The organism is Nodularia sp. UHCC 0506 (assembly GCF_034931045.1).
Lineage (GTDB): Bacteria > Cyanobacteriota > Cyanobacteriia > Cyanobacteriales > Nostocaceae > Nodularia.
Window position 1 is genome coordinate 1 of record NZ_JAYGHH010000074.1, and the last position, 15,894, is coordinate 15,894.

Below are 15,894 nucleotides of genomic sequence, written 5' to 3' on the forward strand. Positions count from 1 at the left end.
TTTACAGGATGGTTAATTTTTGCTTTCTTCATCAAAACCAACACTCAAACCATACCCGTTCCTATGGTGACAGTCACTCAAGACACCGTAGAAGATAAAATCACTGGTGAAAGTGGCATATTAAAATTAGATAATCAAAGAAATATTAAATCTCCCATTAGAGGGTGTTTGAGAAGTGGTTGTCTGTGATTTTTTTATAGCAACCGCCAAGGTGGTTAGGAGAAAAACAGATGATAGAACCCTTGTAATTAAGGAGTTTTAAGCCTGCTCCCTGCTCCCTGATATACTTGCTGGTTATGACTTTTCCGGTTTCACCACCAATACAGAACAATGAGCTTCTTCCATTACCTGTGTGCTAACAGAACCTAAAACTATTCTTTTCATCCCTGTTAATCCACGACTACCAATTACCACTAAGTCGGCTTTGTAAATATTGGCTAGTCTAATAATTTCTACTGCTGGATCACCTGTTACCAACTCTAGTTCACTGTCAAATAATAACTGCTCTTTATAAGCTAACAGTTGTTTTTCAATATAAAAATCAGGAAACTTTGAAGATTCTGGTTGAGGGCGGTCTGCGGGTAATTCCCTCTCTGATTCTGTTGTAGGAAACACATGACAGAGAATGACTTTGGCATCACTAGCCAAGACCAAATCATTTAAACTTTGAATAACTCGCTCCCCAATTTCTGACCCGTCAAGAGCTACCAAAACATTTTTTAACACCACTCATCTCCTCAAAGGTAGACCCCTTTAATATTACTATTTAATACAAATTCTCAGCAGTTACAGCCTATCTAGATTTATACTCAGGACTCTTCATACTCAGCACTCAGCACTCAGAACTCAGCACTCATTATCACTCTTCCTGCTGAATTCTGCGTCTGACTGAATCTTTATGAGATGGTAAGCCTTCGGCAGTTGCTAATGCGTCAATTGCTCCAGCCACCTTTTGCAGTGCAGTGGGTGAGTATTGAATAATACTGGAATGTTTGAGAAACGTTTCAACTCCTAAAGGTGAAGCATAACGAGCAGCCCCGGAAGTCGGCAAGGTATGGTTAGGCCCTGATACATAGTCGCCTACAGCTTCTGGTGTAGAGTAGCCCAAGAATATTGCCCCGGCGTGACGAATGTTGGGAAGTAATGCCCAAGGATCTTTAACTTCTAACTCTAAATGTTCGGGGGCAAATTCGTTGGAAAATGCTGCTGCTGCTAATAAAGACTCTACAACAACAATTAAACCATAATGGGCGATCGCTTTTTCTGTGTCTATCCGCCGGGGATGATCTACTAATTGTCTCTCCACAGCTACTTGGACGTTTTTGGCTAAAGCCGTGTCCGTAGTCAATAGAATTGCTGCGGCCATGGGGTCATGTTCAGCTTGCGCTAACAAATCAGCCGCCACATTCACCGGATTTGCTGTTTCATCGGCAATAATTAATACTTCACTCGGCCCTGCTAAGGAATCAATGCCGACAGTACCGTAAACCAGCTTTTTGGCTAAAGTCACATAAATATTGCCAGGGCCAGTAATTACATCTACTTTAGGAATTGTTGCTGTACCATATGCCAAAGCCGCGATCGCTTGCGCCCCCCCAACACGATAGATTTCTTGTATCCCTGCTTCTTGTGCCGCTACCAAAACAGCTGGGTTAATAGCTTTTCTCACACCAGGAGGTGTCACCATCACCACACGAGGCACACCCGCCACCTTAGCCGGAATAGCATTCATGAGTACAGTACTGGGATAGATAGCGCGACCACCAGGCACATATAACCCTGCACAATCTACAGGAGTATAGCGTTTGCCCAGCACCACATCATCATCCCCAAAGTGTACCCAACTTTTCGGGACACGCTGACGGTGAAATGCTTCTATTTGGCAACCAGCCAACTGAATCGCCTGGAGTAGTTCCTTCGATACCTGTTGGTAGGCTGCATCCATTTCTGAGCCAGTAACACGCAATTCCTCTGCTTTGAGGGTTTGGTTATCGAATTCAGCTGTATAATGCAAAACAGCTTTGTCGCCTTGGCGCTGCACTGCTTGCAATACTTCGCGCACGGTTGCTTCTTTGTGAAGCACGTGTTCATCGTGAGTACGATTGCAGATACGTTGTAGTTCTGATACAACATCTGCCTGCTGAGTAATGATTCGCAGCATGGAGTAAGGAGAATGCCAAAATTTAGAATATTCCCGCCTGAGAATTAGTCTTAACTTTTAACCCATAAGGTTGTTGAGCTAATTTTAATTCTCTTCTTTAGCTTAACCTGGATTTTTTTGATACTCTCAAGGCTGCCAGCATATCGGTTGCTTGAGAAGGCAACTATAAATTGCTCAGTCCCGTTTACCTCATGGGCTATCCCCAGGGGAAAGCTATTTGGTACACGGCAGGGAGAAGGTGTGCCAATACCCCTACCCTTATAACCCAGCCTGCACTCCTTGCTAGTTTTCTGGTGACAGATTTACTCATCCAGTGGACTGAATCAAGGAAGTAGAATAGGCTCTGAGTATAATTTTTGCTTATTTTTCTAATTTAGTAGCTAACATTTAACCGCAGTAACTTATTTTAACGCATTTTCTCAATCGGTTACACAGAAACAGTAAATTTGTCAAGGATACTTTTTAGTCATTGGTCATTGGGAAGTTACCGTCTTCTCCCCCCTTCTCCCTGCTCCCCTGCCTCTTCTCCTTGGTCATTGGTTACTGAGAAGTTTCTTCTGCCCTTCTGCCCTTTTGCTCTCAAAAAATTTTTTGATAAATTCTGACATTGGCATTATGAATGCTATATTAGTAAGTCTGGTAGTGTGTGTACATATTAATAGTATTTTTGGAATTGACTGTGGCGAATACAAAATCTGCTCTCAAACGCGCCCAAATCGGAGAACGCAATCGTTTGCGTAACAAAGCTTACAAATCAGCAGTAAGAACGCTGATGAAAAAATATTTTAGTGCCGTAGATGTCTATGCAGCTAATCCTAGCTCAGAATTAGAGAAAGAAGTACAGACGCGACTGTCTGAAGCTGTGAGCAAAATTGACAAAGCTGTAAAACGAGGTGTTCTGCACCCGAATAATGGCGCGCGGAAAAAATCAAGGTTGGCTCACAAACTTAAGCCACTGGCTCAAGCATCTGCTCAGTAGTTCAATGGTTCAGTAATCAGTAAGTATATTAAATAATATATGTATATCACTGATTACTGTTCACGAAATCATGACACTTCGACTTCGCTCAGTGCTAGCAATTGAACTCTTGACTGATAACGACAATGCAGCTGATTGATACTCACGTCCATATTAATTTTGATACATTTCAATCGGATTTAGCATCAGTGCGATCGCGATGGCAAGCAGCAGGTGTAGTGCGCCTCGTACATTCCTGCGTCGAACCCTCAGAGTTTTCCAGTATTCAATCCCTAGCACACCAGTTTCCTGAACTCAGTTTTGCCGTTGGTTTACATCCCTTAGATGTGGAAAAATGGCACAGCGACACAGCCGCAGAAATTAAATCTTTGGCTAGTTCTGAACCAAAAGTAGTAGCGATTGGGGAAATGGGTATGGATCTTTACAAAGCGGATAACTATGCAGACCAACGTGTAGCTTTTGAAGCTCAACTAGCGATCGCCTGTGAACTCAATTTGCCAGTGATTATCCATTGTCGTGATGCAGCCCCAGAAGTCAGGGAAATCCTGCAAAAATGGCAGGAGAACACAGGACAAACCCCCAGAGGTGTCATGCATTGTTGGGGTGGCACACCAGAAGAAACCCAATGGTTTCTAGATTTAGGCTTCTACATTAGTTTTAGCGGGACAGTAACATTCAAAAACGCTAAAGCTATCCAAGCCTCAGCCGCAATGGTAACAAGCGATCGCCTGCTAGTGGAAACAGACTGCCCTTTTCTGTCTCCAGTACCCAAACGGGGTGAAAAACGCAATGAGCCAGCCTATGTTCGTTATGTAGCGGCACAAGTAGCTCATTTACGTGGGGAGACATTAGAAGCGATCGCTGCTCAAACCACCCAAAATGCTTGTGAATTATTTGGATTAGCACTCTAAGCCCGCCGATCTATGTCGCAGGTAGTGCTGAAAAAATTAAACTCTAGGAGGACAAAAATATGCTAAGATTAATCCCTCCAAAACAATTTGAATACGCCATAATAAAAAAGGAAGGAATTAAAAACTTTTAAGCTTGATTTTGTACTGTTATCAACTTGATCATCCATCTCATCTCCACAAGCGGATGTTCGGAATTTATGACTGATGTCAAAATTCGACAGTCACCGAGACTTTGGCAAAAAAGCACCTGTGCCGTATTTAACCTATAGAAAATTGTTAAAAGTAAATTACCTTGTGAGCAAAACCCACCAAAATCAAGCCAAAAGTTACAAATTAGAGCCGACAAAATACGCGGCTCTTTCCCTGTGTCTGAGGAGACTACCGTAAGTATAGACGGTGAATTGATGACACACACAGTCTAGAAATGTCTAGACATTCATAAGACTTTGGGAGGGGAAGTGAGGAAAGCACAACAAATTTATCAATGTTTCAGCCAATTACTGTTGAGGAATCAACTTAATATCTGGATTTTAACGCATCTTCAGAGAAAACAAGGGCGATTACCCCCCTTGCCAAAATCTCTCTTTGCAGTTTCAATAGCGGCGTTTGCCTACATCTAGCAATAGCAGAGGGCATAAACAAACAGAAGTTCCCAAATAGTTATGGACACAAAAGACGCGATGGGAACACGCCAAAAAGCAGAAATTTCAGCAGTGTCCTCAAAAAAAGTTTAACCAGGTTGATGAAGGTAAAGGCATGACTACAGATACATATATGGAATCCGCCTTTTTGTTGCCAGACTTGATTGAAATTCAGCGCTCAAGTTTTCGCTGGTTTCTAGAAGAAGGGCTGATAGAAGAACTCAACTCCTTTAGTCCAATTACAGACTACACAGGCAAACTAGAACTGCACTTTTTAGGTAATAACTACAAACTCAAAGAGCCAAAATATAGCGTTGAGGAATCTAAACGGCGGGACAGTACTTATGCTGTACAAATGTATGTACCCACCCGGCTGTTAAACAAAGAAACAGGGGATATCAAAGAACAAGAAGTATTTATTGGCGATCTGCCTTTAATGACAGACCGAGGCACGTTTATTATTAACGGAGCCGAACGGGTAATTGTCAACCAGATCGTGCGATCGCCAGGAGTTTACTATAAATCAGAAATCGACAAAAACGGGCGACGTACCTATTCAGCTAGCTTAATCCCTAACCGGGGAGCTTGGCTAAAATTTGAAACAGACCGTAACGATTTGGTTTGGGTACGCATCGACAAAACCCGTAAACTCTCAGCACAGGTACTATTAAAAGCCCTCGGCTTATCAGACAACGAAATATTTGATGCCCTGCGCCACCCTGAATATTTCCAAAAAACCATCGAAAAAGAAGGGCAATTTTCCGAAGAAGAAGCCCTCATGGAATTATATCGGAAATTAAGACCCGGTGAACCACCCACAGTACTAGGTGGACAACAGCTATTAGACTCCCGTTTCTTCGACCCCAAACGTTATGACCTCGGTCGCGTAGGTCGTTACAAACTCAACAAAAAATTACGGCTGTCTGTTCCCGACACCATGCGTGTCCTAACTCCTGGGGACATATTAGCCGCAGTAGACTATCTGATTAACCTAGAATATGACATCGGTAATATTGACGACATTGACCACTTAGGTAATCGTCGGGTGAGAAGCGTCGGCGAACTCCTCCAAAACCAAGTGCGAGTCGGCTTAAACCGTCTAGAACGCATCATTCGCGAACGGATGACCGTATCCGATGCCGAAGTTTTAACCCCAGCCTCCTTAGTCAACCCCAAACCATTGGTAGCAGCAATCAAAGAATTCTTTGGTTCTAGCCAATTAAGTCAGTTCATGGATCAAACCAATCCCTTAGCAGAACTGACCCACAAACGCCGAATCAGCGCCCTTGGCCCTGGTGGTTTAACTCGTGAACGAGCAGGATTTGCCGTGCGAGATATTCACCCCTCTCACTACGGCAGAATTTGCCCCATTGAGACACCAGAAGGCCCCAACGCCGGTTTAATTGGTTCCTTAGCCACCCATGCGCGAGTCAACCTCTACGGATTCTTAGAAACCCCCTTTAGACCAGTAGAAAATGGTCGAGTGCGGTTTGACTTACCGCCAGTCTACATGACAGCCGACGAAGAAGACGATTTGCGGACTGCCACAGGTGACATTCCCGTTGATGAAAATGGCTACATTAAAGGGCCACAAGTGCCAGTGCGTTATCGCCAAGACTGGGCAACCACAACACCTGAACAAGTAGATTACGTAGCTGTATCCCCTGTACAAATCGTGTCCGTAGCTACCAGCATGATTCCCTTTTTGGAACATGATGACGCTAACCGAGCGCTGATGGGTTCCAATATGCAACGGCAAGCAGTACCCCTGCTAAAGCCGGAACGCCCTTTAGTCGGTACTGGTTTAGAAGCCCAAGGCGCGAGAGACTCTGGAATGGTAGTCGTCTCCCGTACCGATGGCGATGTCACCTATGTAGATGCCACAGAAATTCGAGTCCGTCCTAAAGACAGCAACTCAGAAATTAGATATCGACTTTCTAAATACCAAAGATCCAACCAAGACACTTGTTTAAATCAAAAACCCCTCGTCCGCATTGGTGAGCGAGTAGTTGCTGGTCAAGTCCTCGCTGATGGTTCAGCCACTGAAGGCGGTGAATTAGCCTTGGGTCAAAATATTGTCCTCGCCTATATGCCTTGGGAAGGGTATAACTACGAAGACGCGATTTTGATTTCCGAAAGACTGGTACAGGATGATGTCTACACCTCAATTCACATTGAAAAATATGAAATTGAAGCTAGACAAACCAAACTTGGCCCAGAAGAAATTACCAGAGAAATTCCCAACGTTGGGGAAGATGCCCTGCGTCAGTTAGATGAACAGGGAATTATCCGCATCGGTGCTTGGGTAGAAGCTGGAGATATTCTAGTAGGAAAAGTTACACCTAAAGGTGAATCTGACCAACCACCAGAAGAAAAACTCTTACGTGCCATCTTTGGTGAAAAAGCGCGAGATGTACGAGACAACTCTCTGCGAGTTCCCAACGGTGAAAAAGGACGCGTCGTTGACGTGCGTTTATTTACCCGCGAACAAGGCGATGAATTACCACCGGGAGCCAATATGGTCGTCCGGGTGTATGTTGCTCAGAAACGCAAAATCCAAGTGGGCGATAAAATGGCAGGTCGTCACGGTAACAAAGGAATTATTTCTCGGATATTACCAGTAGAAGATATGCCTTATTTAGCAGATGGTTCCACCGTGGACATCGTGCTAAATCCCTTGGGTGTACCTAGTCGGATGAACGTCGGACAGGTCTTTGAATGTATGTTGGGTTGGGCTGCTCATACTTTGGGAGTCCGATTTAAAATTACTCCCTTTGACGAAATGTATGGGGAAGAAACATCCCGCAGTCTTGTACATAGCAAATTGCAAGAAGCACGGGACGAAACCGGTAAAGACTGGGTATACAACCCAGATAACCCCGGCAAAATCATGGTGTTTGATGGTCGTACAGGGGAACCCTTTGACCGACCAGTTACTGTAGGCGTAGCTTATATTCTCAAGCTGGTGCATTTGGTGGATGACAAGATTCACGCTCGTTCCACAGGGCCATACTCGCTGGTAACTCAGCAACCCTTGGGTGGTAAAGCACAACAAGGTGGTCAACGCTTTGGAGAAATGGAAGTGTGGGCTTTGGAAGCCTTTGGTGCAGCTTACACCTTGCAGGAATTGCTGACTGTGAAATCAGACGATATGCAAGGAAGGAATGAAGCTTTGAATGCCATCGTCAAAGGCAAGTCAATTCCCCGACCAGGAACACCAGAATCCTTCAAAGTTCTCATGCGAGAACTGCAATCATTAGGATTAGACATTGCCGTACACAAAGTAGAAACCCAAACTGATGGTAGTTCCTTAGATGTGGAAGTCGATTTAATGGCAGACCAATCCGCCCGACGTACACCTCCTCGACCAACCTACGAGTCGCTCTCCCGCGAATCTTTAGAAGAGGAAGAGTAGAAGCATCGGAGCAGGGAGCAGGGGGGAAGACTTTGGGATTTTACCAAATCTTTATTCCCCAATCCCCAATCCCCAATCCCCAATCCCTATGGTTAATTAAGAATTACGTATCGCTGAAGCGAAAGCTTCGCTTAAATCGAAGCTATACCGTAGGCTTTACGAGCAGCGTTTCCGTAGGAAATATTACGAATTACGAATTACGAATTACGAATTACGAATTACGTTAGCGAAGCTCCTCTGGAGGAGGCATTAATTATGAGACCCGCCCAAACCAATCAGTTTGACTACGTTAAAATCGGCTTGGCATCACCGGAACGCATCAGGCAGTGGGGTGAGCGCACACTACCTAACGGCCAACTAGTTGGTGAAGTTACCAAGCCAGAAACAATTAATTACCGCACCCTGAAACCAGAGATGGACGGCTTATTCTGTGAGCGCATCTTTGGCCCGGCTAAGGATTGGGAATGCCATTGTGGTAAGTATAAGAGAGTTCGTCACCGTGGTATTGTGTGCGAGCGCTGTGGTGTAGAAGTCACCGAATCACGGGTGCGTCGTCACCGCATGGGGTACATTAAACTCGCTGCCCCAGTCGCCCACGTTTGGTATCTCAAAGGTATTCCTAGCTACATTTCTATTCTGCTGGATATGCCTTTGCGGGATGTGGAGCAGATTGTCTATTTCAACTCCTATGTTGTCCTGAGTCCTGGCAATGCTGAAACATTAAGTTACAAACAGCTACTCAGTGAAGACCAATGGTTGGAAATTGAAGACCAAATATATAGTGAAGATTCCTTGTTACAGGGAGTAGAAGTCGGCATTGGTGCAGAAGCACTACTGCGTTTGCTGGCTGATATTAATTTAGAGCAAGAAGCCGAAAATCTGCGCGAGGAAATCGGGAATGCTAAAGGGCAGAAGCGAGCCAAACTGATTAAACGACTCCGGGTAATTGACAACTTCATCGCCACTGGTTCTAAACCAGAGTGGATGGTAATGGCAGTGATTCCGGTAATTCCTCCCGACCTGCGCCCAATGGTACAGCTGGATGGTGGACGCTTTGCCACTAGTGATTTAAATGATTTATATCGCCGGGTAATTAACCGGAATAATCGTTTGGCGCGTCTGCAAGAGATTCTCGCACCGGAGATTATTGTGCGGAACGAAAAGCGGATGCTGCAAGAAGCGGTGGATGCTTTGATTGATAATGGTCGTCGGGGACGGACGGTAGTGGGGGCAAATAACCGACCCCTGAAGTCTTTGTCTGACATTATAGAGGGTAAACAAGGACGTTTCCGGCAAAACTTGTTGGGTAAACGGGTTGATTACTCTGGACGTTCGGTAATTGTGGTGGGACCAAAACTGAAAATTCACCAGTGCGGTTTGCCCAGAGAAATGGCGATTGAGTTATTTCAGCCCTTTGTGATTAATCGCCTGATTCGGAGCGGCATGGTGAATAATATCAAAGCTGCCAAAAAGTTGATTTCTCGCAATGACCCCAGTGTGTGGGATGTGCTAGAAGAAGTAATTGAAGGACACCCAGTCATGCTGAACCGTGCGCCAACGCTGCACCGCTTGGGTATTCAGGCTTTTGAACCAGTTTTGGTGGAAGGTAGAGCAATTCAACTACACCCGTTGGTATGTCCAGCTTTTAACGCTGACTTTGATGGCGACCAAATGGCGGTACACGTGCCTCTGTCGCTAGAAAGTCAGGCGGAAGCCCGGTTGTTGATGCTGGCTTCTAATAATGTTTTGTCTCCGGCTACAGGTAGACCAATTATTACACCTAGTCAAGATATGGTGTTGGGAGCGTATTACTTAACGGCGGAAAATCCTGCTGCCAAGAAAGGTACTGGCAATTTTTATGCGTCGATGGAAGATGTAATTATGGCTTTCCAGCAAGACCAGGTGGATTTACACGCTTACGTTTATGTGCGGTTTGATGGTGAAGTGGAATCTGATCAACCAGATAAGGAGCCTTTGGAAGTCACTGAAAATGCTGATGGGACTCGGACTTTGCTGTATAAATACCGCCGCATCAGAGAAGATGCCCAAGGGAATTTAATTTCTCAGTATGTACATACTACCCCTGGTCGGGTTATTTACAACAATGCTATTCAGGAAGCACTAGCGGTTTAATTCGTAATTTCTAATTCGTAATTCGTAGTTAAAAAATTACGAATTACGTAAAGCCTGGGGCATACCTGTGCTGAGAGTGTAGCTCTTCCCCAACAGGAATTACTGACAAAACTATGGAATTACGGAATTACGAATTACGAATTACGAACTACGAATTACGAACTACGAATTACGAATTACGAACTATTAAGGACTAATTATTAATGACTAAGGAAAAGGCTGTTTTTCGCAATCGAGTGGTTGATAAGGGTCAACTGAGAAAGTTAATTTCCTGGGCGTTCACCCATTATGGTACAGCGCGCACTGCTGTGATGGCGGATAAGTTGAAGGAATTGGGTTTTCGGTATGCGACCAAAGCCGGGGTTTCTATTAGTGTCGATGATTTGATGATTCCGCCCACTAAGCGATCGCTTCTGGAGGCAGCAGAAGAGGAAATTCGCTCGACGGAAACTCGTTACCAACGGGGTGAAATTACTGAGGTGGAACGGTTCCAAAAGGTAATTGATACTTGGAATGGTACAAGTGAAGCCCTCAAGGATGAGGTGGTGGTTCACTTTAAGAGTACTGACCCTCTGAACTCGGTGTATATGATGGCGTTCTCTGGGGCGCGGGGTAATATCTCTCAGGTGCGGCAGTTGGTGGGGATGCGGGGGCTAATGGCAGACCCTCAAGGGGAAATTATTGACTTGCCCATTAAAACCAATTTCCGCGAAGGTCTGACTGTCACTGAATATATTATTTCTTCTTATGGTGCGCGCAAAGGGTTAGTAGATACGGCATTACGGACTGCTGACTCTGGTTATCTCACCCGGCGGCTAGTGGATGTATCCCAGGATGTGATTATTCGGGAATTTGACTGCGGCACTACCAGAGGGATTCCGGTGCGGGCGATGACCGAAGGGGGCAAAATCTTGATTCCCCTGGCGCAACGTTTGCTAGGACGGGTGGTGGCAGAAGATGTCATCCATCCCAGCACCAAAGAAGTGATTGCTGCCCGGAATACGCCAATTTCTGATGATTTGGCTATAGAAATTCAGAAAGCCGGAGTTACTCAAGTGGTGACGCGATCGCCCCTAACTTGTGAAGCGGCGCGTTCTGTGTGTCAACATTGCTACGGCTGGAGTTTAGCCCACGCCAAAATGGTGGACTTGGGCGAAGCTGTGGGGATTATTGCGGCTCAAAGTATCGGTGAACCGGGTACACAGTTGACCATGCGGACATTCCACACTGGTGGTGTATTTACCGGAGAAGTGGCGCAGCAAGTCCGTTCTAAAACAGAAGGAACGATTCGTTTACCCCGCAAGTTAAGAACTAGAACCTATCGCACCCGTCACGGTGAAGATGCCCTCTATGTTGAGGCTAACGGCATCATCAATTTGGAACCGAAAAAAGACGGTTCTGGAGATAAAACCGCCCAAGAAATTCATGTAACTCAAGGTTCTACACTTTATGTCCATGAAGGACAACAGGTAAAAATCGGTCAATTGCTGGCAGAAGTGGCTCTGGGTGGTCGCACAACTCGCACGAATACAGAAAAAGCTGTCAAAGATGTGGCTTCTGATTTGGCGGGAGAGGTGCAGTTTGCGGAGGTGGTTCCTGAGCAAAAAACCGACAGGCAGGGGAACACCACAACTACAGCCGCACGGGGTGGTTTAATTTGGGTGCTATCGGGAGAAGTTTATAACTTGCCTCCTGGGGCAGAATTGATAGTCAAAAATGGCGATCGCATTGCCGAAAATGGAGTTTTGGCAGAAACCAAGTTAACCACTGTGCATGGTGGTGTGGTGCGTTTGCCAGAAGCTATCCCCGGTAAGAGTACCAGAGAAATTGAAATTATCACGGCTTCTGTGGTTTTAGACCAAGCCACAGTAACTGTGGAAAGTTCTCAAGGACGCAACCACTATTTAATTACCACTGGCAATAACCAGGTGTTTAACCTCCGGGCTACCCCAGGTACGAAGGTGCAGAATGGTCAAGTGGTAGCTGAGTTGATTGATGAACGCTATCGCACCAATACCGGGGGTTTCCTCAAATTTGGCGGTGTGGAAGTCCAGAAGAAAGGCAAAGCTAAACTAGGTTATGAAGTCGTCCAGGGAGGGACTTTGCTGTGGATTCCCGAAGAAACCCACGAAGTGAACAAGGATATCTCTTTGCTGTTGGTGGAAGATGGGCAGTTTGTGGAAGCCGGCACCGAAGTGGTGAAGGATATCTTCTGCCAAAACAGTGGGGTGATTGAAGTTACCCAGAAAAATGACATCCTCCGGGAAGTGGTGGTCAAGCCTGGGGAACTGTTGATGGTGGATGATCCCGAAACTGTCATGGGACGAGATAACACCTTTGTCCAACCAGGGGAGGAGTTCCAAGGGACTGTAGCCACAGAATTACGCTACATTCAATATATTGAATCCACAGAAGGGCCAGCATTATTGAGCCGTCCGGTGGTGGAATTTGCTGTCCCCAATAATCCAGATGTGCCATCAACTACATCTATTAGTCAAGATACCGGACGTTCCATTCAAATGCGGGCTGTACAGAGGTTGCCCTATAAGGATTCAGAACGAGTCAAATCTGTGGATGGTGTGGAACTGTTACGGACTCAGCTAGTGCTGGAAATTGAACAGGATGGAGAACAAGACCATTCGGCTTCTCCTTTGGCTGCTGATATTGAACTGGTAGAGGATGTTGAAAATCCCGAAGTTCAACGCTTGCAATTGGTAATTTTGGAATCTTTGGTGATTCGCCGAGATATTACCGCCGATGCTACCCAAGGCAGCACCCAGACCAGTTTGGAAGTGGAGGATGGTGACAGCATTGCACCGGGATCTGTAGTTGCCCGGACGCAAATATTGGGTAAAGAAGGGGGTATAGTCAGGGGTGTACGCACAGACACTGAAGCGGTGCGTCGTTGTTTGGTATTGCGCGAGAGCGACAAAATTACCATGACTACCAGCGCTCAACCGACGGTGAAGAAGGGTGATTTGTTGGTAGAAGGTGCAGAAATTGCGCCGGGAATCTTTGCTGAAGACTCTGGGCAAGTGTTAGAGGTAAAAGAAGCCGGGGAGCAGGGAGCAGGGAGCAAGGGGGAGAACCGTTCCTCTTCTTCTGATTCCCCTCTGTTGGCTCCACAATATGCCATCAATATCCGTGTTGGTCGTCCCTATCGAGTCAGTCCTGGGGCTGTGTTGCAGATAGAAAATGGGGATTTGGTACAACGGGGCGATAACTTGGTGCTGTTGGTGTTTGAACGGGCGAAAACCGGAGATATTATTCAAGGGTTGCCTCGGATTGAGGAATTGCTAGAAGCTCGTAAACCCAAGGAAGCTTGTATTTTAGCCCGGCGTTCTGGAGAACTGAAGGTAGTTTATGCTGATGGTGGTGATGAAGCGATCGCTGCTAAGGTGATAGAACCCAATGGTGTGGTGACAGATTATCCTTTAGGACCTGGACAGAATTTGATGATGCCGGATGGCTCGATGATTTCGGCGGGTGAACCGTTGAGTGATGGACCATCCAACCCCCATGAAATTTTGGAGGTGTTCTTTAGCCTGGGTTCTGAGGATGGGGTTTATGCTTGTGCCAGTCATGCTTTACAAAAGGTGCAGACCTTTTTGGTGAATGAAGTGCAGATGGTGTATCAGTCCCAGGGGATTGAGATTTCTGACAAGCACATTGAGGTAATTGTGCGCCAGATGACCAATAAGGTGAGGATTGATGATGGTGGAGACACTACCATGTTGCCTGGGGAGTTGGTGGAACTGCGCCAAGTGGAACAGGTGAATGAGGCGATGGCCATTACCGGCGGAGCGAGGGCGCAATATACCCCGGTGCTGTTGGGGATTACCAAGGCATCATTAAACACTGACAGTTTCATTTCGGCGGCATCTTTCCAAGAAACCACACGGGTTCTGACCGAAGCAGCCATTGAAGGTAAATCTGACTGGCTGCGGGGATTGAAGGAAAACGTGATTATCGGGCGATTGATTCCGGCTGGCACTGGATATAACACCTATGAAGAACCAGGGGCGATTGATGAATATGCGGCTTTAGAAAGCAGTGCCGTCTTGGATGAAGTTGATGACCCATTGGATATGGTGCTAGATGACCGCACAGCCCGTACCTACAACTTAGATGCTTCTGGCAGCGCTGCGGAAACTGGATTTGGCAAACGACGCACCGAAAGAACCATCTTGGATGAAGATGATGAGTTGATTGCTGATGAAGTGAGCGACCTTGTAGAAGATGAAGATGATGAGGATGAGTACGAGGAAGTGGATGATGATGATGATGATGATTACGATAGCTAGGATGGCGTAGCTACAGATTAAAACCAAAAGCTAAAATTTTCCACATAAAAGGCAAAAGAAGTTATTCTTTTGTCTTTTTACTTTTATAACAAACGCCAAGGAGGTTAGGACATTGTTGATTGCTGAAAGCCTTGACCTAAATTGGTTTCTACTCAGCACTTTGCTATAGCTTGTTTGTAAAAAATCTGCCTGACTTAATTATTCTTAATCTAATGTAATTCCTTCCATAGCTGACAGAAGTCGCAGAATCCCACTATGCTGATCTATAGCTAAGATTTCTCCTCCCTCTCCTTTGTCAGAAGATAGTTGGGATAAAGTTTCAGTTAATAAACTATCTATACACAAAATGCCTTTTAAAATCATCCAAAACTTTGATAGCAGTTTCACTCTAGAACCACAAGCACAAGAAACTCTGTTCAATCTTTTGAAAAGTGAATCCTTTTTAAAACAAATTTGCCAACATTCAAAGTCTGGAAAAGTTGAATTCGCAGAATTACTTTTTCAACCAGTTCCCTATAGCTTATCGACTCCTAAAGGAATGCCAGCCGAATTAGAAAAATATAATGAATCTGATGAGTATGTGATCATCAATGTACCGCCAAATTTCATGTTTACTGCCAAGATTTTTCAACCTAGTCGCCTTTGTGCAGTTTATCAAAAAATTAGTTGATCATAAAATGTGTTATTTCTCAAATTTCAAGAAAATAATAGCAAGTTTTAGGTTTTATATATGACTACTGAAATAAATATTCCTGCTTTGGCAAATTTAAATTATTCTCCTTACATTGATGACAATGGCCAATTACCTGAAATTTATCAGGGCAAAATAGGGGTATATGCTATCTTTGATCAAGGAAAATTGCTGCAATTTGTAGGATATTCCCGTGATGTTTATCTCAGCCTGAAGCAACATTTAGTCCGTCAGCCTCAAGAGTGTTATTGGGTGAAGGTTCAAACTATTGCCCGTCCTAGTCGCACTGTTTTGGAAAATATTGAAAATGCTTGGATTGCTGAAAATGGTAGTGTTCCTTTAGGAAATGCAGAGAATAAGGCAAGATGGACACAGCCGATAAATGTTAAACCGTTAATGACTTCTGAAGAACAGGAAAAATATCACCATCCAGCTAATGATGAATTAGCACAAATAAAAATTATTAAAAATATAGCCCGGCGAGTAGAAGCAGAAATTTTAGTGGTATTGAAAGACAGGGGGTTACAAGAACAATTTCGTTTTAGTCCTAAGTTGAAGGAGGAAGGATTATTAGATTTAAAGTGAGTTGAGGGGGAATTTAAACGCAAAGGTACACAGAGGTTTGATGTGGGTGAAGGCTAATTTATGCAAATACTACT

Annotated in this window: 10 protein-coding genes; 8 read left to right on the forward strand and 2 right to left on the reverse strand. The window is 44.9% G+C overall.

Annotation, left to right across the window (positions count from 1 at the left end; all coding sequences use genetic code 11):
• Nucleotides 1-189 (forward strand): hypothetical protein (locus VB654_RS24000; protein WP_323216351.1); only part of this gene is annotated, 189 nt, incomplete at its 5' end.
• Nucleotides 190-294: 105 nt separating this feature from the next.
• On the opposite strand, the gene VB654_RS24005 is transcribed toward VB654_RS24000, so the two are convergent.
• Nucleotides 295-726: a universal stress protein gene (locus VB654_RS24005; RefSeq protein WP_323216352.1), complete on the reverse strand. Its 432-nt coding sequence runs from the start codon at nt 724-726 to the stop codon at nt 295-297.
• Nucleotides 727-859: 133 nt separating this feature from the next.
• Nucleotides 860-2,161 carry a histidinol dehydrogenase gene (gene hisD / locus VB654_RS24010; protein WP_323216353.1) on the reverse strand — a complete coding sequence of 434 codons (1,302 nt, stop codon included), beginning with the start codon at nt 2,159-2,161 and terminating at the stop codon, nt 860-862.
• A 679-nt stretch (nt 2,162-2,840) separates the two neighbouring features.
• Here hisD and rpsT point away from each other — a divergent pair.
• The 7 genes from rpsT (at nt 2,841) to VB654_RS24045 (ending at nt 15,820) form a co-directional block, all read left to right on the forward strand.
• Nucleotides 2,841-3,140 carry a 30S ribosomal protein S20 gene (gene rpsT / locus VB654_RS24015; RefSeq protein ID WP_323216354.1) on the forward strand — a complete coding sequence of 100 codons (300 nt, stop codon included), beginning with the start codon at nt 2,841-2,843 and terminating at the stop codon, nt 3,138-3,140.
• A gap of 125 nt (nt 3,141-3,265) precedes the next feature.
• Entirely contained in the window at nt 3,266-4,051 is a 786-nt protein-coding gene (locus tag VB654_RS24020; protein ID WP_323216355.1) for a TatD family hydrolase, read from the forward strand.
• 756 nt (nt 4,052-4,807) lie between these two features.
• The gene (gene rpoB / locus VB654_RS24025; protein ID WP_323216356.1) at nt 4,808-8,107 is read left to right on the forward strand and encodes a DNA-directed RNA polymerase subunit beta; all 3,300 of its coding nucleotides are present in this window, start codon (nt 4,808-4,810) and stop codon (nt 8,105-8,107) included.
• 255 nt (nt 8,108-8,362) lie between these two features.
• A complete protein-coding gene (locus VB654_RS24030; protein WP_323216357.1) occupies nt 8,363-10,240 on the forward strand; it encodes a DNA-directed RNA polymerase subunit gamma in 1,878 nt (625 codons plus the stop codon).
• Between the two features lie 203 nt (nt 10,241-10,443).
• A complete protein-coding gene (locus VB654_RS24035) occupies nt 10,444-14,544 on the forward strand; it encodes a DNA-directed RNA polymerase subunit beta'' (protein WP_323216358.1) in 4,101 nt (1,366 codons plus the stop codon).
• 346 nt (nt 14,545-14,890) lie between these two features.
• Nucleotides 14,891-15,214: a hypothetical protein gene (locus VB654_RS24040; RefSeq protein WP_323216359.1), complete on the forward strand. Its 324-nt coding sequence runs from the start codon at nt 14,891-14,893 to the stop codon at nt 15,212-15,214.
• 60 nt (nt 15,215-15,274) lie between these two features.
• Complete coding sequence (locus tag VB654_RS24045) at nt 15,275-15,820, forward strand: GIY-YIG nuclease family protein (protein ID WP_323216360.1); 546 nt, start codon at nt 15,275-15,277, stop codon at nt 15,818-15,820.
• Nucleotides 15,821-15,894: the final 74 nt, after the last annotated feature.

Excerpts from the sequence above, each read along its gene's own strand:
- hisD (WP_323216353.1), bottom strand. The coding sequence starts at position 2,161 with ATGCTGCGAATCATTACTCAGCAGGCAGATGTTGTATCAGAACTACAA.
- VB654_RS24020 (WP_323216355.1), top strand. The coding sequence starts at position 3,266 with ATGCAGCTGATTGATACTCACGTCCATATTAATTTTGATACATTTCAA.
- rpoB (WP_323216356.1), top strand. The coding sequence starts at position 4,808 with ATGACTACAGATACATATATGGAATCCGCCTTTTTGTTGCCAGACTTG.
- VB654_RS24030 (WP_323216357.1), top strand. The coding sequence starts at position 8,363 with ATGAGACCCGCCCAAACCAATCAGTTTGACTACGTTAAAATCGGCTTG.
- VB654_RS24035 (WP_323216358.1), top strand. The coding sequence starts at position 10,444 with ATGACTAAGGAAAAGGCTGTTTTTCGCAATCGAGTGGTTGATAAGGGT.
- VB654_RS24040 (WP_323216359.1), top strand. The coding sequence starts at position 14,891 with ATGCCTTTTAAAATCATCCAAAACTTTGATAGCAGTTTCACTCTAGAA.
- VB654_RS24045 (WP_323216360.1), top strand. The coding sequence starts at position 15,275 with ATGACTACTGAAATAAATATTCCTGCTTTGGCAAATTTAAATTATTCT.